Source organism: Shewanella sp. SNU WT4, from assembly GCF_006494715.1.
In the GTDB taxonomy this organism is placed as follows: domain Bacteria; phylum Pseudomonadota; class Gammaproteobacteria; order Enterobacterales; family Shewanellaceae; genus Shewanella.
Map to the genome: position 1 here is coordinate 2,989,512 of NZ_CP041151.1, position 17,572 is coordinate 3,007,083.

At 45.4% G+C, this 17,572-nt stretch carries 19 protein-coding genes; 7 read left to right on the forward strand and 12 right to left on the reverse strand.

The window, feature by feature from the left end; all coding sequences use genetic code 11:
• Window positions 1-185: 185 nt before the first annotated feature.
• Both FJQ87_RS13295 and FJQ87_RS13300 read left to right on the forward strand, forming a co-directional pair.
• Window positions 186-1,439 carry an outer membrane protein transport protein gene (locus FJQ87_RS13295; RefSeq protein ID WP_140933048.1) on the forward strand — a complete coding sequence of 418 codons (1,254 nt, stop codon included), beginning with the start codon at window positions 186-188 and terminating at the stop codon, window positions 1,437-1,439.
• Window positions 1,440-1,608: 169 nt separating this feature from the next.
• Window positions 1,609-2,319 carry an SIMPL domain-containing protein gene (locus tag FJQ87_RS13300; protein WP_140933049.1) on the forward strand — a complete coding sequence of 237 codons (711 nt, stop codon included), beginning with the start codon at window positions 1,609-1,611 and terminating at the stop codon, window positions 2,317-2,319.
• A gap of 125 nt (window positions 2,320-2,444) precedes the next feature.
• Here FJQ87_RS13300 and FJQ87_RS13305 read toward each other — a convergent pair whose 3' ends face one another.
• The 3 genes from FJQ87_RS13305 to FJQ87_RS18860 form a co-directional block, all read right to left on the reverse strand.
• On the reverse strand, window positions 2,445-2,942 hold the full coding sequence (locus FJQ87_RS13305) for a GNAT family N-acetyltransferase (RefSeq protein ID WP_140933050.1): 498 nt from the start codon (window positions 2,940-2,942) through the stop codon (window positions 2,445-2,447).
• Window positions 2,939-3,211, reverse strand: a complete 273-nt coding sequence (locus tag FJQ87_RS13310; protein WP_140933051.1) for a DUF1778 domain-containing protein — start codon at window positions 3,209-3,211, stop codon at window positions 2,939-2,941. Before FJQ87_RS13310 ends, FJQ87_RS13305 begins: the two co-directional genes overlap by 4 nt.
• Before the next feature lie 314 nt (window positions 3,212-3,525).
• Window positions 3,526-3,681 carry a helix-turn-helix domain-containing protein gene (locus tag FJQ87_RS18860; RefSeq protein ID WP_240778722.1) on the reverse strand — a complete coding sequence of 52 codons (156 nt, stop codon included), beginning with the start codon at window positions 3,679-3,681 and terminating at the stop codon, window positions 3,526-3,528.
• A gap of 75 nt (window positions 3,682-3,756) precedes the next feature.
• Between FJQ87_RS18860 and tnpA the strand changes: the two genes are divergently transcribed.
• The 5 genes from tnpA to FJQ87_RS13340 all read left to right on the forward strand — a co-directional run bounded on the left by tnpA (window position 3,757) and on the right by FJQ87_RS13340 (window position 9,347).
• A complete protein-coding gene (tnpA, locus tag FJQ87_RS13320; RefSeq protein WP_140933052.1) occupies window positions 3,757-4,206 on the forward strand; it encodes an IS200/IS605 family transposase in 450 nt (149 codons plus the stop codon).
• Window positions 4,207-4,406: 200 nt separating this feature from the next.
• Window positions 4,407-5,513 (forward strand): efflux RND transporter periplasmic adaptor subunit, encoded by a 1,107-nt coding sequence (locus tag FJQ87_RS13325; RefSeq protein WP_168195198.1) that lies wholly within the window; start codon window positions 4,407-4,409, stop codon window positions 5,511-5,513.
• Between the two features lie 7 nt (window positions 5,514-5,520).
• Window positions 5,521-8,739, forward strand: coding sequence for an efflux RND transporter permease subunit (locus FJQ87_RS13330; RefSeq protein ID WP_140933054.1), 3,219 nt, complete (start codon window positions 5,521-5,523; stop codon window positions 8,737-8,739).
• A 1-nt stretch (window position 8,740) separates the two neighbouring features.
• Complete coding sequence (locus tag FJQ87_RS13335) at window positions 8,741-8,965, forward strand: DUF2892 domain-containing protein (RefSeq protein WP_140933055.1); 225 nt, start codon at window positions 8,741-8,743, stop codon at window positions 8,963-8,965.
• Between the two features lie 4 nt (window positions 8,966-8,969).
• A complete protein-coding gene (locus FJQ87_RS13340) occupies window positions 8,970-9,347 on the forward strand; it encodes a rhodanese-like domain-containing protein (protein ID WP_140933056.1) in 378 nt (125 codons plus the stop codon).
• Window positions 9,348-9,434: 87 nt separating this feature from the next.
• On the opposite strand, the gene FJQ87_RS13345 is transcribed toward FJQ87_RS13340, so the two are convergent.
• From FJQ87_RS13345 to queA, 9 genes are all read right to left on the reverse strand, one after another.
• Window positions 9,435-9,971 carry a YaeQ family protein gene (locus tag FJQ87_RS13345; RefSeq protein WP_140933057.1) on the reverse strand — a complete coding sequence of 179 codons (537 nt, stop codon included), beginning with the start codon at window positions 9,969-9,971 and terminating at the stop codon, window positions 9,435-9,437.
• Window positions 9,961-10,887 (reverse strand): bifunctional precorrin-2 dehydrogenase/sirohydrochlorin ferrochelatase, encoded by a 927-nt coding sequence (locus tag FJQ87_RS13350; RefSeq protein ID WP_140933058.1) that lies wholly within the window; start codon window positions 10,885-10,887, stop codon window positions 9,961-9,963. Before FJQ87_RS13350 ends, FJQ87_RS13345 begins: the two co-directional genes overlap by 11 nt.
• Window positions 10,888-10,928: 41 nt before the next feature.
• Window positions 10,929-11,288, reverse strand: coding sequence for a rhodanese-like domain-containing protein (locus FJQ87_RS13355; protein WP_140933059.1), 360 nt, complete (start codon window positions 11,286-11,288; stop codon window positions 10,929-10,931).
• Window positions 11,289-11,299: 11 nt separating this feature from the next.
• Window positions 11,300-11,614, reverse strand: coding sequence for a DUF2007 domain-containing protein (locus tag FJQ87_RS13360; RefSeq protein ID WP_140933060.1), 315 nt, complete (start codon window positions 11,612-11,614; stop codon window positions 11,300-11,302).
• 172 nt (window positions 11,615-11,786) lie between these two features.
• A complete protein-coding gene (gene secF, locus FJQ87_RS13365; RefSeq protein WP_140933061.1) occupies window positions 11,787-12,734 on the reverse strand; it encodes a protein translocase subunit SecF in 948 nt (315 codons plus the stop codon).
• Between the two features lie 14 nt (window positions 12,735-12,748).
• Window positions 12,749-14,599, reverse strand: coding sequence for a protein translocase subunit SecD (gene secD / locus FJQ87_RS13370; protein ID WP_140933062.1), 1,851 nt, complete (start codon window positions 14,597-14,599; stop codon window positions 12,749-12,751).
• Window positions 14,600-14,616: 17 nt separating this feature from the next.
• The gene (gene yajC / locus FJQ87_RS13375; protein WP_140933063.1) at window positions 14,617-14,949 is read right to left on the reverse strand and encodes a preprotein translocase subunit YajC; all 333 of its coding nucleotides are present in this window, start codon (window positions 14,947-14,949) and stop codon (window positions 14,617-14,619) included.
• 30 nt (window positions 14,950-14,979) lie between these two features.
• Window positions 14,980-16,104 (reverse strand): tRNA guanosine(34) transglycosylase Tgt, encoded by a 1,125-nt coding sequence (tgt, locus tag FJQ87_RS13380; RefSeq protein WP_140933064.1) that lies wholly within the window; start codon window positions 16,102-16,104, stop codon window positions 14,980-14,982.
• 151 nt (window positions 16,105-16,255) lie between these two features.
• Window positions 16,256-17,293 carry a tRNA preQ1(34) S-adenosylmethionine ribosyltransferase-isomerase QueA gene (gene queA / locus FJQ87_RS13385; protein ID WP_140933065.1) on the reverse strand — a complete coding sequence of 346 codons (1,038 nt, stop codon included), beginning with the start codon at window positions 17,291-17,293 and terminating at the stop codon, window positions 16,256-16,258.
• Window positions 17,294-17,572: the final 279 nt, after the last annotated feature.

The window sequence follows — 17,572 nt, forward strand, 5'->3', positions numbered from 1 at the left end:
AACAACTTACACAAAACAGCATCTCGCGACCAAAATAAGCAAAACCTAAAATTATACAGCGACTTAACTTTTTATTAACAGCCATTTATCTCTGGTCGGAGTTGTGGCATTAGTCACCAGTCCCTAACATACAGCCATTAAAAAGGCAGAGTATCGCACTGTGCCAATAATAAGAGATGATAATAATGAAAATGTTCAACAAGACTCTATTAGCCACAGCAGTGACTTTACTCAGTGCGCAAACCATGGCCGCAGGCTTTCAATTAAATAGCCAATCAGCCACAGGTATTGGTCGTGCTTTTGCCGGTGATGCTGTTATCGCTGATAATGCATCAGTGTTGGCGCGTAACCCATCAGCCATGGCCATGTTTGATGAGAAATCTTTGTCCGTTGGTTTAACCTATGCGGATGTAAGCGTAGAAGTCAGTGATGCGAGCTGGAATCGTGGCCCATCGACTGAGTCTTATAGCCATCAGGACAATGCTGCGGAAGCTAAAGTCATTCCAAACGCCTTCTATATTCAGCCTATCAATGACACCTTCGCCGTTGGTTTAGGCGTATTCTCCAACTATGGCACAGGTACTGATACGACTGATTTGGCAGGCAGCAACAAGGCTCCTGGCGATTTGATCGGTAAGACTGAAGTTACTACCGTGAATTTTAATGTCAGTGTCTCTGCTCGTATTAATGAACACTGGAGTGTTGGCGCCGGTTTAGACATTATCCATGGCGAAGGTATCTTGACTCGTCAAGGACAGATTGCCTTTTTACCAAATGTTAAGACTGTCGATGTTGAAGCCGATGGCATCGCATTGGGCGGTATTGTTGGTGTCACCTATGAAATCAACGACAACAATCGTTTTGGTTTAAGCTATCGCTTTAGCCCTGATATGAAAGTTGAAGGCACCTTACAAAAGCTGAATCCAGCCACCTTTGGCATGGCTGATTATGATGAACTGACAGTTCCGATGGCGGATATTGCTCAATTTGCAGGTTTCCATCAGTTGACCGATAAGTTTGCACTGTCTTATACCGCGCAATGGACTCAGTGGAGTAACTTTAGCTCAGTCGATTTACACAAGGGTAGCAACACTGAAATCCTGAAAGAATACGGCTGGAAAGACTCATGGTTCTTGAGTGTTGGCGGTACTTATACCCTTAACCAAGACTGGACCTTACGCGCCGGTTACGCCTTTGACCAAGGCGTAGTAGATGATATTCAGTCTATTTCAATCCCAGATTCTGACCGTCAGTGGTTATCAGTAGGTGCAACTTATAACCTAACCAATAAGTCCACCATAGATGTAGGTTTTGCCCACGTTATGGGTGAAGAAACTCAAGTGACTGAGCAATCTTTAAATGGCATTAATGGCACCCTGAGTGCAATTACCAATACTGGTGCCAATTATTTCTCTATCCAGTACAGCCAAAGTTTCTAATCATTTAGGATTCATTGGATTACGAATCTAGACATTAATGAAATCTCAAAAGCCGCGAATTCGCGGCTTTTTTTATGGGCAAAATGTACAAATGCTGCGCAACTAGATACAGTGAAGCCACTTGAAGCAATCAAGGCATCACTATCGATAATCTAGGGGCAAGGACATAATGAAAGATATTATTGCAGCGGCACTACTAGGATTGGGAATTTTTGCAGGTCTAGTTGGACTTGGCTATCAAGCCAGTACTAGCCTCATCGCCATGAAAACCTTAGATAGAAGTGTAACGGTAAAAGGGCTTGCCGAAATGGAAGTTAAAGCCGATGTTGCCATTTGGCCTATCCCATTTAGCGTCGTTGATAACGATCTCAGTCAACTCTATCAAAATGTCAGTAAAAACAGTGAAATCATAGTGGCCTTCTTGAAAGAACAAGGCTTTAGCGATGCTGAAATTACTAATACCATGCCATCTATCGATGATAGACAAGCTCAGGGCTATTCAGACCCCAATGTTCGCTACCGCTATGGCGCTAAAGCCACCATATCTGTGTACTCCACCGATGTCGACAAGGTGCGTAAAGCGCAGCCATTAATTTTAGCCTTATTGAAAGAAGGCATTACCTTCGCAACCGATGGTTACGATAGCAAGGTGCAATATCTCTACAATGATCTCAATACCATTAAACCTGAGATGATCCAGCAAGCCACTAAAAATGCTCGCGAAGTCGCCGACAAGTTCGCTAAAGACTCACAATCCCAGCTCGGTAAAATTATGCAAGCGAGCCAAGGGCAATTCACTATTACCGATCGCGATAGCAATACTCCTTACATCAAGCAAGTGAGAGTGGTATCGACTGTGACTTATTACTTGATTGATTAAGTAGAGAAATGACCCCGTTGGCAGTGACTTAACTGACGTCATTAAGTCAATTATCTTGGGCGATCTAGTAACGACAACATTTGATAACAAACTGTGGGCTTAGTTAGCGTAAGGCTAGCGGTTATTTAGCCTAAACTTGCTCTGATATCATCGATGGTGATGAAGAGTTTGTTCTCTGAATGTTGAAACGCTTGAAATCCATAACGTTCATAGAAGTATTTTGCGCCATCTTTGGCGTCAACGATAACTACAGGAAAGGCGACGCTGTCACTAGCCGCTAATAGCTTTCGGAGTGCGTCGATAAGCACCCACTCGCCAAAGCCTTTCCCTTTATATCGGTCATCGACAGCTAAACGAGCAATGAGACCACCTGAAGTAGACGATTGGTGCTTCTTCTGTAACTTATCGGGCAATGCCTTTAAGTCAATTGGTGTCATTGTTAGCGTGTAAAAACCAATAATATGTGAGTTGTCGTGATCATCTTCCAAAACGAAAGTTCTGGTGTTGTCTTTCTTTGCTTGCTGACTAGCCATTACTTTTAAATAATTATTGAGAGCTTCGACTCCACAGTTGAATCGGTTTCTATCGTGCTTATCTTTATCTAGAAGCACCGTATTCATCATTGAATTTTACTCTCGTAGCGGTCAGAAGCTATTTTCAATTTAGGATTAGGTGTTGCAGGGCGGTCTAAGGCTTCCATTAACAACATAGCGTCAGCTTGGCTCAGTTTTAGAGCTTGCTCACGATCGATTACTTGTTTGGCTTTTTCAATTGCAGCACTTAAAACAAATGAATTAATACTGGACATGCCAGCAATAGCAGCAGCTTTTGTAAGTAAATCTTGTGTGTCGACATCAACTCTAGCGGTGATGCGAGGCAAAGTAGTAGCCATAATGTTATCTCCTGTTGTGTCAAAATGTCACATGGATATTATGGTCTTAAAGTGTGTAATAAGCAATCGTTGTGTCACTTTGGCACGCGAGCTAAATATTTATTGACCACGCTCTTTGCGCACATACAGCGAGTTCGGGATCTCGAACTTGTTATGCGCTTTAAACGACAAGTAACCAATATTATTTGTCTTTGTACCGATGAATAGACGCAGGTTTCCATCTTCGTAACGGTCGAAACGGAACACCTCGCGAGTTAAATGGATGCTGCCACGATCAGCCTTAGACTTTCGCTTAGGTCTCCCACACCCGCCTTTCATGAACTTCTGGTAAGTTTGATACCAGCTAACCGCACTGTTACGGATAATCTGGCTAGGGCATTCCAGATACTACGCGCACAGCCCATCCACTGGCTTAATACCAGCTTTTGGTCTGATGTAGGGTTAGCGCGTAGCTTAATGCCAGTAAACATTGTGTTTACTTTGTTGCTTTCTGTACTCAGGTTATGACACTGCGCTTACAGCTGTTAATTTAGTATGAGGTTAATATGTATGAATGGCGCACAGGCAGAAACTGCCATTTTAAGAACAATGCGCACCTAGTATTTGTGACTAAATACAGGCGTGGTGTGTTCACCAAAGAGATGCTGGATAGAACGAAAGAGATAATGGAAGAAACGTGTAAGCAGATGAATTGTGAGCTTTTAGAGTTTGGTGGCGAAAATAACCACATCCACATGATGATCTCGATTCACCCAAAGGTGGCGGTGTCTAACCTTGTCAGCAAGCTAAAAGGAAAGTCGTCATACATGCTTAGACGCGAATACTGGGATCGCATTAAAACCATGCTTTGGGGTAATCACTTCTGGTCTCCGAGCTACTGTGTCGTGTCTTGCGGAGGGGCGAGCCTTGATGTTGTTAAGCAGTACATAAAAAACCAGAATACGCCTCCTAGCGAAAAGGCGATTAGAACGTCCAAGTCCTTGAAAAAGATCTAGAGAAGTTACCGCCCGCTAGACTCGCCCGTAAACGAGCGAGATTGCGCGGGCAACATGTTCAGAGGATTAATTAACCACCCTCTGATGCAATCAATCCATTATATTTTTCTAATGGATTGATTGCAGTCTGCCTCGCATTCCATTAGAATTTTTGCATAGATGATGTTTGTCTCTGCTTTTCAATGGAATTGAGGTCAATAATGAATATGCGCCGCACTGCCTTACTGGCGGTAATGCTCAATGTTAGTGCATTCCCCCCGCTACTTTTCGCTCAAAATAATGATGCCATTGGCAATGAGCCCATGCTCAATCAAGAAATAGTCAATGACCATTTCGCTAAGGATCTCATCACTATCGCTCCAACGCTGGTCAAGCAAACCTTAGCATTAGATGCCACCATTGAAGCCGTAAAAAATGCAACTGTCTCAGCCCAAACCTCAGCGCGTATTTTAGCCATTAATTATGATGTCAATGATAGGGTTCCTGAAGGCGCAGAATTACTGCGCATGACCAGCAAAGAGCAAGGGGCGGAATTAACTCGAGTTGATGCTGAACTTGCCAGTGCCAAAGCTATCAATATTGAAACTCAAGCTCAGTTGCAAAGGCTTAAACAACTGTTTCCACAAGGCGCTGTATCACAAGGTGACATGGACAAAGCCATTGCCAATGCTAAATCTGCCACTCAAGCCGTCAATGCAGCGCAATCTCAGGTCGATAAAGCCATTGAAAATGTCAAATACACCCAAGTATTTGCGCCATTTTCAGGGATAGTCACGGCTCGTCATGTCGAAATGGGTGAAACCGTGCAACCTGGGCAAGCACTGCTGTCTGGTTATTCAAATCAAGCCATGCGCGCTGTGACTTGGGTTCCTGAGCGTTACCTAGCAGCATTAACTCGCGAGCCTGCGTTTACCATACGCCTAAGTGATGGCCGAGTGTTATCTGACATCACAGCTGAGATCAGTCCCTTTGCTGATCCTAAAAGCCACGCTTATATGGTGCGCTTAAGCCTGCCATCACAATTAACCAATCTCAGCCCAGGAAGCTCGGCTAAGGTCAGCTTTACCCGCCATCAAGCAGAGCAAATTCAGATACCAGAGACTGCCATCTACCATCTAAATCAACTCTCAGCGGTATATCTTTGGCAACAAGGTAAATATTTACTGACACAAGTACGCTTAGGTGAAACCCACAATGGGCAAGTGCAGATACTCTCAGGCTTAAGCGCAGGGGATAAGATTGCTATAAACCCTTATCAAGTATTAGTGACAGGCGCAGCGTCACCAAGCCAGCACCAGGCGCAATAGGTATCTCATGGAAGCGAACTCTCAAAAATTAGGCATAGCTGGGCGCTTGGCGGCAGCTTTTCAAACAAACCCTATGACGCCGTTATTAGCATTGCTTGGGCTACTCATGGGACTTTTTGCCATTATTGTCACCCCCAAAGAAGAAGATCCGCAGATAGATGTGACTTTTATTGACGTCTTTATTCCTTACCCAGGCGCAACCCCAGAGGAAGTGCAAAACCTAGTCACCTTGCCTGCTGAGCAATTAATTTCAGAAATTAAGGGCATAGACACCTTATATTCAATGTCACAAGCCGACGGCGCTATGTTGATAGTGGTTTTTGAGGTGGGAGTAGCTCGCAATGACGCCATAGTTGCTCTTTATAATCAGCTTTATGCCAATATGGATCGCCTGCCAAGGCAAGCTGGAGTTGGTGAGCCACTGATCAAACCGCGAAGCATAGATGACGTTCCCATAGTGAACATCAATCTCTTTTCCCACGATATGAATGTCAGTGCCGAGCAATTAACCCAAGTCGCTACCGGCTTAAAAACTCAGTTAAAACGCATTGCAGGCACGGGCGAAATTAGCTTAGTCGGCCAGCAAGAGTTAGTGCTTAATATTCGGATTGACCCCATCAAACTTAATGGCTTTGGCCTCAGTATTGAAAAAATACAAGCCAGCCTTAACGATAACAACCATGCGTCGATTCCGGTATCTTTGGTACAAGATAATCAAGTCATTAAGGTAAAAACTGGTCAGTTTTTACAATCAGAGCAAGAAGTCGCCGATATTGTTGTGGCCGTAATCCCATCAAGTAACGGCCCGCAGCCTATCTATTTAGGCGATATTGCATCGATACATTTAGGCGCCGATATCAGTGATGCGAATGTGTGGTTTCAAGATAATAGCGGCAGCTTTCCTGCTGTAACTATCGCCATCGCCAAACAAGCGGGGGTCAATGCGGTTGATTTAGCCACCACTATTACTGATGAACTCGCCTTGATGCATAACGTGTTAATCCCACATAACATCGAAGCAGTGGTTAGTCGTAACTATGGCGAATCGGCGGCAGAGAAATCAAATACGCTGATTTATAAACTGATGTTTGCCACTATGGCGGTGGTCTTACTCGTACTTATGACCATGGGAGTGCGGGAATCTGTGGTGGTAGGCGTTGCTATCTTAATCACCCTTGCTATGACGTTATTTGCCAGTTGGGCATGGGGTTTTACGTTAAATCGTATCTCTCTATTTGCTTTGATTTTTTCTATCGGCATTTTAGTCGATGATGCCATAGTAGTGGTTGAGAATATTCACCGTCATATGGCATTAAGTCATGCGCCGATGACAACACTCATCCCCAAAGCTGTAGATGAAGTTGGTGGTCCAACAATTCTGGCAACCTTAACTGTCATAGCCGCCTTACTCCCCATGAATTTCGTGGGCGGTTTGATGGGGCCTTATATGAGCCCTATTCCCATCAACGCTAGTATGGGCATGTTAATCTCTCTGGCAATAGCTTTTATGGTAACTCCTTGGCTCAGCGGTAAGCTTCTGCGTCACGCCCCAGTATTAAAGACACCAGCCACCGTGCCACCGCGCCTTGAGACCCTAGTTAAGCAACTACTTAGCCCGTTTATTATTGGCCAGCATGCCAAAAAAAATCGCCATTTATTTAGCACCGCCATTATTACCTTGATTGCCATTGCCTTAAGTTTACCTGTGGCCAAGTTAGTGGTGATGAAGATGCTGCCCTTTGATAATAAGTCTGAGTTTCAAGTGATGCTCGATATGCCAGAAGGCACCACCCTAGAGCAAACCCAAAAGGTACTCAATGGGTTATCCCAACACTTATTAACGATGAGCGAAGTAAGCCATGTGCAGACTTATGCAGGCACAAGCTCGCCAATGAATTTCAATGGTTTAGTTAGGCATTACTATTTACGCAGTACGCCTGAGCTTGGCGATATTCAAGTTAACTTACTGCCACTGGCGCAAAGAGAGCGTGACAGCCATACCATAGCCGCCTCAGTGCGGCCGCAATTAACTCAGATAGCCAAGCAGTATGGTGGGCGCATTCAAGTGGTAGAAGTGCCACCAGGGCCGCCGGTGTGGGCGCCAGTGGTTGCTGAAATATACGCGCCGAGTGTTGAGCTTAGAGAGCAAGCGGCTATGGCAATGCAGACTCTGTTTGAACAAACCCAAGACATGGTTGATATCGACATCTTTTTGCCAGCACAGCAAGTTCAGTGGCAAGTCAGCATAGATAGACAAAAAGCCAGCAGCTTAGGTGTCTCTTACGCTAGCATTGTTGACTTAGTGACGACCTCCATTGGTGGGAAAGATGTCGCAAGCTTGCATCAAAGCCATCAACAAACTCCTATTCCTATTAGGCTTGAGCTTAAAGAGTCCATGAAAATGGATTTAGATCAGGTATTAAATCTGACCTTGCCTAATCAGCAAGGGCAAGCGGTGGCGCTAGCTAATGTCGTGACTATCCAAAAATCCAAAATAAGCACGCCCATCATGCATAAAAATATGATCCCTATGATAATGGTTACTGGCGATATGGCGGGCGAGCTTGATAGCCCGCTCTATGGCATGTTTGATATGGTTAGCCGCATCAAGGAGCCTCAGGGTTTAGGCTACCAGCAATCATTTGCTAGCCAGCCGTCAGGCTTAGATAGTGTGAGTATTTTGTGGGACGGTGAGTGGAAAATTACCTACGAAACCTTTCGAGATATGGGCATTGCTTATGGCATCGGCATGATAGGCATTTACCTACTGGTGGTAGCGCAATTTCGCTCTTACCTAGTGCCGTTAGTCATCATGGCACCTATTCCTTTGACCATAATCGGCGTCATGCCGGGACATGCGTTATTAGCGGCGCCATTTACGGCCCCGTCTATGATTGGCATGATAGCGCTCGCGGGCATCATAGTGCGCAATTCAATTTTACTGGTCGACTTTATTAACCATGAATTAGCCAGAGGCATTCCTTTAGATCAAGCCGCGATTCATGCCGGTATGGTGCGCGCCAAGCCGATTCTATTAACCGCACTGGCCGCCATGATAGGCTCATTGTTTATCTTAGGCGACCCGATTTTTAACGGCCTAGCGGTGAGTTTATTGTTTGGCATTTTAGTGTCGACCTTACTCACGATTATCTTAATCCCAGTACTATATTTCAGTTTAATTAACCGCTTCCCAGCCATAGCTAAACGCTATATTACGGAGAAATAACATGTCACTCGAAAAATCTATATTCGTGTTTGCAGGTTTCATGGTTTTGCTATCTTTAGTGCTAACACACTGGGTAAGCTCGCATTTTATCTGGCTTACTGCCTTTGTCGGTGTTAATTTAATTCAAAGTGCTTTTACCGGCTTCTGTCCAGCGGCCATGGTGATGCGCTACTGTGGTATCAAGTCAGAAGCTGAGATAACAACTGCTAAGCTTGCAAAAGGATAAGGAAATGCAATTTTTAAAAGTAATTACAGGTTTTGCTGTCACGCTGTTGGCTGTGTTAAGTCTACAAACTAGCGTACAAGCCGCGGATGAGGACAATCAAGCTTGGCAAATGATCCAAGATGGCGCGTTAATCGTCGATGTGCGCACCCCGGCGGAATTTGCCGAAGGACACTTAGCGGATGCGATTAATATTCCTGTCGATCAAATCGCCCAAGTTTTTGCTGAGCGTGATATCGCCAAAGACACTGAAGTGGTTTTATATTGCCGCAGTGGTAATCGCAGTGGTAAGGCGCAGCAAACCTTAATAGAGCAAGGTTACACTCACACCTTTAATGGCGGCGCCTTAGAAGAATTACAACGCACAGCGCCCGCGCAGCAATAACTGCCTGCCCACTTGCCAACCGAGCAAGCATCAAACAATAACGGCCGCAATTGCGGCCGTTAACTTTATATCAATAGAAGCAAACGCTTAATACAGGCGCTGCGGAGTTAATGCTAAGCTTTGATCATCATCATTAAGCCACATTTCGCCTTCAGAAATATTGCAGCTCAAACGCATGCTGCGTTTCACTAAACTGGCTAATAGCTGAATTTGCTCTTTAGGGAATTCCCACACTTCTAAGTTTTTATAACGACTCAAAGGCCCTTGGTTTTTCTGCCACCAGATAGGTACGCTGCGACCACCATAGGTATACAACTTAACGGTTTTGGCGCGACCACAAGCCTTCTTAATCCACTTTTCATCGGCTTCACCAAACTCAATCCAGAGTTCAATGTCACCACATAAACTTTTTTCCCATAACTCAGCTTCATCATCAACACACAAGCCTTTTGAAAAGGCTAAATGTTCTGAGGCATTCAAAGCAAAGGCAGCTAAGCGCACCATCATACGTTCATCAGTTTCAGAAGGATGCTGCGCTAAGGTCAAATGGTGAGTCTGGTAGTAAAAACGGTCCATATCTGCAATCTGCAGTTCGGTTTTAAAAATCGTGGCATTAGGTGCCATGTACAGCTCCAGCAATCAAGGTCAAACAATGAGGAGATTGCGCTGCCGCTAATGCCAAGGTATCACTATCTGCAATCAGCATAGTGCGATATCCAGCGCGTTGGCGCGAAAGCGCCGCCGATACTTCAATCAAGGCTTCGCGGTGGCAATCTCGGCGAATTAATTCATTAAGCTCCAAAGCCACCGGGGCGCGATGGAACAGGTATTCAAGCTGCTGCAGTAACGGTACGGCAGCTATAGGTAATAATTGAGGAACTAGCTGTTCATCTAATAACAATAGCGGTGGCAAAACGTAAGTCTTAGCGACCAATGCCTGTTGAAATAAGGACGGAGTATGATCATCAAACCTATCGCCATTCAGGCTAAAAAAATGCTCCCAGCAACGGCGTCTATCATCTTCATTTGAAAATGTTTGCTTCACTGCGCCGCGCTGCTCAGCCACAAAGTCTAATAACGGGGCTAACGAGGCGGGTAACGCTTGCTCTAAGCGGCTGCGAATAGTGCGCGCATACACAGGCGCCGCGCCTGCAGTACTGATGGCTACTTGTAAGCGGCCGCGATCAACTATCGCTGGAGTAATAAAACTGCACAGCGCAGGCGTGTCAACCACATTGACTAAAATCGAAAGATTGGCGGCTTTGGCGGCTAATTGCTGCTGCACTTCACTATCATCTGTGGCTAAATAAATTAGCTGATAGTGATGAGTAATATCGCCAGCCGCAGCGTGATGCGCTAACCATTGTATACGCTTGCTTGCAACTAGTTGCTCAATGGCTGGAGTAATCGCTGGCGAAATAACATCAATATTGGCCTGAGTGCGGGCAAGGAGCGTTAACTTACGTTCAGCGACGCTGCCGCCGCCCACCACTAAAATATTGAGCTGGTTAGTGTCCAGCATGATTGGGAAATACTGCATGTTTTCCTAGAGGCTAATACTGACAACAATCGTCTTAATGGTTAATCCTTAACCAGTGGCAGTTGGTGTTGCTGCCAAGCTTTGTAACCGCCAATCAGCGATGCCACATGGGTGTATCCCATTAATTGCAAATGATGGGCAGCCATGACGCTGCGATAACCGCCGCCGCAATACAGCAACAACGGCTTGCTCTTATCTGGCACTCTAGTTTCAATATCACGCTCGATAATGCCACGGCCCATATGGATGGCGCGTGGTAAATGATCGACTAACCATTCATGATCTTCGCGCACATCGACAAGTTGCCACTCATCTTCGGCCTGATATTGTTCTATGGTAATTTCTTTTACATGGGGACGAAAAAGCTCAACGATTTTTTCAAAACCTGGGTTATGTGCCATTACTCACATCCTTAGTGCGCTTCACTGCGCTCAGCACTGCATTGCCAACATAATTCAAAACTGGCATGGTTCAACTCATGACATTTTACACACTGCCATTGTGGGCGGTCAGCATCAAGATTGGCTAACTGTGATTCCGCCAATTCAAATTGCTCATGTGCAACCCATAATTCGACGGTTTGTAAGTCAACGGGTAGTTCACCAACGCCGCCCATTAAGGCTTCGCCGCGCAATTCTACCACAATCCCGGCTGACTCGAGTAATCCCTTCCAAGTGTGAGCCTGGAGTAAATTACCACCAGCAACTAAACGTTTACTTGTTTGCATTCGCCTTCCCTACTACTTATGTTGACTTCGAAGCGCATGATTGTTGCCATTAATCCGTTAACTAAACCTCAACTTCTGCCAGCATGTTGAGCGTGAAAGCAGGCGCTGTCAAGTACGAAACTTAGGCAAAAAAAAGCCGACTTAGTCAGTCGGCTTTTAATCAAATCAGCACTTAAGGCATCATAGGTGGTTGATCAGCACCTTCTTTCTCGACTTCAATTGGGAGCATATGCTCACGACTAACGCCAAGACGCATGGCTAAGTAACTCGCCACATAGATAGATGAATAAGTACCGAACAAAATACCCATTAACAGTGCAGTCGCAAAGCCATGGATCATAGTGCCGCCTTTTAAGAACAAGGCCACCACAGTGATCAAGGTAGTACCAGTAGTAATAATGGTACGACTCATAGTTTGAGTGATTGAAATATTAATCACATCATATGGCAGTAACTTACGGATTTTAATGAAGTTCTCACGGATACGGTCATACACTACGATAGTATCGTTAAGTGAATAACCCACAACCGTCAGTAAGCCTGCCAATACAGTCAGGTCAAACTCTAGTTGCAGCAGTGAGAACACCCCTAAGGTTAAAATCACGTCGTGTGCCAGTGACGCTACCGCGCCAGCGGCTAAGCGCCATTCAAAGCGGAATGATACATATACCAGAATACACAAGAGGGCCGCGATAACCGCTAAACCGCCCTGCTCTGCCAATTCTTTACCTACTTGTGGACCGACAAACTCCACTCGCTTTTGAATGACTTGGCTATCAAGTACTTGGGCTGCGCGCATGACTTCAGTCACTTGAGCATCACTTTCAATCCCTGGACGCACTTGCAAGCGCACTAAGATATCTTGTGTTGAACCGAAGTTCTGAACAATAGCACCACTGACTTTGTCATCGGTGAGCTGCGCGCGTAAATCGTTAAGATTGGCAGATTTAGAGAACTCTAACTCCACCACAGTACCACCGGTAAAATCCAATCCCCAGTTGATGCCTTTAGTACCTAAAGACACAAATGAAGCTACTACCAAAATTGCCGACATTATGCTGATCATTTTGGCATGTTTGAGGAAGTCGATAGTATTTTTAAATGCGCTAATTTGCATCATGTTAGTCGTCTCCCTTAAATCGATAATTTCTTCACACGTTTACCACCCCAGACTGCGTTCACAATAGAACGAGTACCGACGATTGCAGTAAACATGGAGGTGGCAATACCTATCATCAGGGTGACGGCAAAACCTTTAATGGCACCAGTACCCACAGCAAATAAGATTAAGGCTGTGATAAAGGTGGTTAAGTTAGCGTCAGTAATGGTTGAGAATGCGTTAGCATAACCTTCATGAATCGCTTGCTGTACACTGCGGCCAGCACGAAGTTCTTCACGAATACGCTCGTAAATCAGAACGTTACCATCAACCGCCATACCTACCGTCAGTACCATACCGGCAATACCAGGTAAGGTTAATACTGCGCCTGGGATCATAGACATAACGCCGACAATCATAATCAAGTTAGCGCATAAGGCTAAGTTGGCGATAAGGCCGAAAGCACGGTAGTAAACCATCATGAAAATCAACACGATAGCCATACCCCACACCATGGCTTGTATGCCTGATTCTATGTTCTGCGCGCCTAAGCTTGGGCCAATGGTACGTTCTTCAACAATAGAAACCGGAGCAATCAAGGCACCTGCACGCAGTAATAACGCTAGGTTTTGTGATTCGGCGTGATCAAGACCTGTGATGACGAAATTGCGTCCTAAACGGGCTTGAATGGTTGCTACCGAAATCACTTCTTCAATTTTCTTCATCTTGACGCTGCCGTCAGGATTACGCTCACCGGTATCTTTGTACTCGATAAACAAGGTAGCCATTGGCTTACCGATATTATCTTTGGTGACGTTAGAGAAAATGGTGCCGCCCTTCGCATCTAAATTAATCGCCACTTGTGGACGGCTATATTCATCAAACGTTGGCTGGGCGCCAGTGATATGGTCACCGGTCAGCATCACTTCTTTTTTCAGTACGACTGGACCACCTTCACGGCGCTGATAAATTTCACTGCCTGGTGGTACGCGGCCAGCGGCCACAGCACTAGGATCAGCTTTATCATCCACCATGTGGAATTCAATCGATGCCGTTGCCCCTAAAATTTCTTTGGCGCGGGCGGTATCTTGTACACCTGGCAATTCAACAATAATGCGCTCAGCGCCTTGACGTTGAACCACAGGCTCAGCTACCCCTAACTCGTTAACACGGTTACGTATGGTAGTGATGTTTTGCAGTAAAGCTTCTTCTTTAATCTGCTTTAAATAAGCTTCACTCATAGTCGCTAACAGGCTGAACTCGCCATTAGCAGAAGTGTCGGTGAACACCATTTCATTACTACGAGACTTTAAGAATTGTTCAGCTTTAACTAAGTTGTCTTCATCACGGAACTTAATTTCAATACCTTTGCCGGTACGGAAAATGCCCGCGTAACGAATACGCTCTTCGCGCAGTTGTGAACGGAAATCGGCAACCTTAGCTTCATCCATCTTACGAATGGCTTCATTCATGTCCACTTCCATTAAGAAGTGCACACCACCACGTAAGTCGAGACCTAATTTCATGGGTGAACCACCCACAGCCACAAGCCACTCTGGCGTCGCTGGAGCAAGGTTTAAGGCGACTGTGTATTTGTCCCCCAATTGTTTGGCAATGGCCTCTTTTGCAGCCAACTGTTGATCCGCATTGGCCACTCGTACTAAGAGTTGACCGTCGGCTAACTCAGAACGCTTAACCGCGATGCCTTCTTTGGTTAGTAAGTTGTCTACTTCAGTTTGTAACGCTGGTGTTGCGGCAACACCGCGCGTTCCTACCACCTGAACTGCGTGATCTTCGCCAAATAAATTCGGCAGCGCATAAAAAAATCCAACCGCGATGATCAAGAAGATCATCACGTTTTTCCACATTGGGTATTTGTTCAACACACAATCGCCCTCTTGGCTTATAACGACTGAATAGAGCCTTTAGGCAGTACAGCAGCAATATAATCTTTCTTGATAGTAATTTGAGTGCTGTCATTCAAGCTCAGCAGTACCATGTCACTGTCATCGGTAATTTTAGCAATCTTGCCAACAATACCGCCGCTAGTCAGAATTTCATCACCTTTGCCTAAAGAAGACATCAGGTTCTTATGCTCTTTAACACGCTTAGCTTGTGGACGATAAATCATGAAATAGAAAATCAAGCCGAAAATTACCAGCATGAAAACCAATTCCATAGTACCGCCAGTTTGGGCAGCGCCAGGGGCTGCTGCATGTGCATCTGCAATAAACATAATCTTTCTCTTCTCTAATTATCGTTAATGTTAATCAACTAACTTAGGTACTTCACGACCTTGACTGGTATAGAACTCAGTCACAAAGGCCTCTAATGTACCTGTCTCAATTGCCCCACGCAAACCTTCCATCAATTTCTGATAATAACGAAGGTTATGAATGGTATTTAGGCGAGCACCTAAAATTTCGTTACAGCGATCTAAGTGATATAGATACGCTCGTGAATAGTTTTTACAGGTGTAACAATCACACAGTGGATCCAGCGGTGCAGTGTCGTCACGATGACGCGCATTGCGGATTTTAATCACGCCTTCACTGGTAAATAAGTGACCGTTACGGGCATTACGAGTTGGCATAACGCAGTCAAACATGTCCACACCGCGGCGTACACCTTCCACTAAATCTTCTGGCTTACCAACGCCCATTAAATAGCGTGGCTTGTCAGCAGGTATTTGTGGGCACACGTGCTCAAGAATGCGGTGCATATCAGCTTTTGGCTCGCCTACGGCTAAACCACCAATGGCATAACCATCAAAGCCAATGTCAACCAAGCCATTTAAGCTCTCGTCGCGTAAATCTTCATACACGCCACCTTGGATGATACCAAACAGAGAATTTGGGTTTTCTAAACGCGCAAACTCATCTTTTGAACGCTTGGCCCAACGCAATGACATCTGCATGGATTTACGCGCTTCATCTTCTGTGGCTGGGTATGGAGTACACTCATCAAAAATCATGACCACATCAGAACCTAATGAGTTCTGAATTTGCATGGACTTTTCTGGGTCTAAGAAAATCTTTTCGCCATTGATAGGTGAACGGAAATGCACGCCGGCTTCGGTGATCTTACGAATATCACCCAGGCTGAATACTTGGAATCCGCCGGAATCGGTCAGAATTGGACGCTGCCAGTTCATAAAATCATGCAAGTCGCCATGTTTACGCATGACTTCTTCACCAGGGCGCAGCCACAAGTGAAAGGTGTTACCTAATAAAATGTCAGCGCCAGTGGCACGCACTTCTTCAGGAGTCATACCTTTAACTGTGCCGTAGGTACCTACCGGCATAAAAGCTGGGGTTTCTACTGTGCCACGATCAAAAATCAAACGACCGCGACGCGCACGACCATCAGTAGTATCTAATTCAAACTTCATAAATTACCTCGTCAGAGAAACAGTCTGACACTGGAGTTGGAAATAAATTCCTATAAGCTAGTGATATAAGAACAAATTTTATAAATTCAAGGGCATTATACAAAAATACCCACGCTCATTGAGCGCGGGTATTTTATCGCATTCTAAACCATTAAAGGGTTTTTTTAGTCACAAACATGGCATCGCCATAGCTGAAAAAGCGGTATTTTTCAGCAACTGCATGTTGATAGGCATTAATCACCTCATCAAATCCTGCAAATGCACTGACCAGCATGATCAAGGTCGATTCTGGTAAGTGGAAATTGGTAACCATGGCATCAACCACTTGGAACTGATAACCCGGGTAAATAAAGATATCTGTATCACCACTAAAAGGCGCTAACTCACCAGGGCTCGCTTTGGCCGCACTTTCCAGTGAACGTACTGAGGTAGTACCAACGGCAATAACGCGTTTACCCGCGGCTTTGGTCGCTTTCACTTTCTCAACCACATCGGCAGGTACGTTGGCCCATTCTGAATGCATTTTATGCTCAAGAATCGTTTCCACGCGCACTGGCTGGAAAGTACCCGCGCCCACATGCAAGGTCACAAAGGCCATATCCACGCCTTTGGCTTTGAGAGTGGCCAGCATAGCTTCATCAAAGTGCAAACCCGCGGTAGGTGCTGCGACTGCACCTGGATTTTGGTTGTACACGGTTTGATAACGTTCTTTATCGGCATCATCATCAGGACGGTCGATATAAGGCGGCAAAGGCATATGCCCTACGGCTTCAAGCACTTCTAAAATGGTGCTATCAGACTCAAGTGCCAACTCAAATAAGGTGTCGTGGCGAGCTACCATCATCATTTTTTCGCCGCCATCGAGAATGATCTCGCTACCTGGCTTTGGCGATTTTGAGCTGCGGACGTGGGCTAATACCCGCTTATCGTCCAACATGCGCTCAACTAAAATTTCTAATTTACCACCACTCGCTTTTTGGCCGAACAAACGCGCAGGGATCACTCGCGTATTGTTAAACACCATTAAGTCGCCTGGCTCAATATAATTGAGCAGATCAGTAAACTGCTTATCAGCCAGCGCGCCAGTGTTACCGTCTAAGGTTAACAAGCGAGAGGCGGTGCGCTCAGCCATAGGATAACGAGCGATGAGTTCATCGGGTAAATCGAAAGTAAAATCTGCGACGCGCATTCAAGCCTCTATTTGCTACCAAGATAATGCCTAGGTGAAGGCGGTATTTCGCGGCTAGTCTAGGGATTGACGGCCGTAAGATCAAGATTAGTGGTGTGAGTCACGCCCGATAAGGTAAATTTGTGGCAATGATGGGCAGATAAACTTGAGGTTAGCGCGCAAATAATCACCACATAGCAGCGACTAACCAGCTTACCTAACAAGAGCAGAAGCGGCGCCACTGTGCTGTGGCTTGGAGTCAATCGTTCACGCCAAACCAATAACCGCAGACTTATCATA

Excerpts from the sequence above, each read along its gene's own strand:
- FJQ87_RS13295 (WP_140933048.1), top strand. The coding sequence starts at position 186 with ATGAAAATGTTCAACAAGACTCTATTAGCCACAGCAGTGACTTTACTC.
- FJQ87_RS13300 (WP_140933049.1), top strand. The coding sequence starts at position 1,609 with ATGAAAGATATTATTGCAGCGGCACTACTAGGATTGGGAATTTTTGCA.
- FJQ87_RS13305 (WP_140933050.1), bottom strand. The coding sequence starts at position 2,942 with ATGATGAATACGGTGCTTCTAGATAAAGATAAGCACGATAGAAACCGA.
- FJQ87_RS13310 (WP_140933051.1), bottom strand. The coding sequence starts at position 3,211 with ATGGCTACTACTTTGCCTCGCATCACCGCTAGAGTTGATGTCGACACA.
- FJQ87_RS18860 (WP_240778722.1), bottom strand. The coding sequence starts at position 3,681 with ATGTTTACTGGCATTAAGCTACGCGCTAACCCTACATCAGACCAAAAG.
- tnpA (WP_140933052.1), top strand. The coding sequence starts at position 3,757 with ATGTATGAATGGCGCACAGGCAGAAACTGCCATTTTAAGAACAATGCG.
- FJQ87_RS13325 (WP_168195198.1), top strand. The coding sequence starts at position 4,407 with ATGAATATGCGCCGCACTGCCTTACTGGCGGTAATGCTCAATGTTAGT.
- FJQ87_RS13330 (WP_140933054.1), top strand. The coding sequence starts at position 5,521 with ATGGAAGCGAACTCTCAAAAATTAGGCATAGCTGGGCGCTTGGCGGCA.
- FJQ87_RS13335 (WP_140933055.1), top strand. The coding sequence starts at position 8,741 with ATGTCACTCGAAAAATCTATATTCGTGTTTGCAGGTTTCATGGTTTTG.
- FJQ87_RS13340 (WP_140933056.1), top strand. The coding sequence starts at position 8,970 with ATGCAATTTTTAAAAGTAATTACAGGTTTTGCTGTCACGCTGTTGGCT.
- FJQ87_RS13345 (WP_140933057.1), bottom strand. The coding sequence starts at position 9,971 with ATGGCACCTAATGCCACGATTTTTAAAACCGAACTGCAGATTGCAGAT.
- FJQ87_RS13350 (WP_140933058.1), bottom strand. The coding sequence starts at position 10,887 with ATGCAGTATTTCCCAATCATGCTGGACACTAACCAGCTCAATATTTTA.
- FJQ87_RS13355 (WP_140933059.1), bottom strand. The coding sequence starts at position 11,288 with ATGGCACATAACCCAGGTTTTGAAAAAATCGTTGAGCTTTTTCGTCCC.
- FJQ87_RS13360 (WP_140933060.1), bottom strand. The coding sequence starts at position 11,614 with ATGCAAACAAGTAAACGTTTAGTTGCTGGTGGTAATTTACTCCAGGCT.
- secF (WP_140933061.1), bottom strand. The coding sequence starts at position 12,734 with ATGATGCAAATTAGCGCATTTAAAAATACTATCGACTTCCTCAAACAT.
- yajC (WP_140933063.1), bottom strand. The coding sequence starts at position 14,949 with ATGTTTATTGCAGATGCACATGCAGCAGCCCCTGGCGCTGCCCAAACT.
- tgt (WP_140933064.1), bottom strand. The coding sequence starts at position 16,104 with ATGAAGTTTGAATTAGATACTACTGATGGTCGTGCGCGTCGCGGTCGT.
- queA (WP_140933065.1), bottom strand. The coding sequence starts at position 17,293 with ATGCGCGTCGCAGATTTTACTTTCGATTTACCCGATGAACTCATCGCT.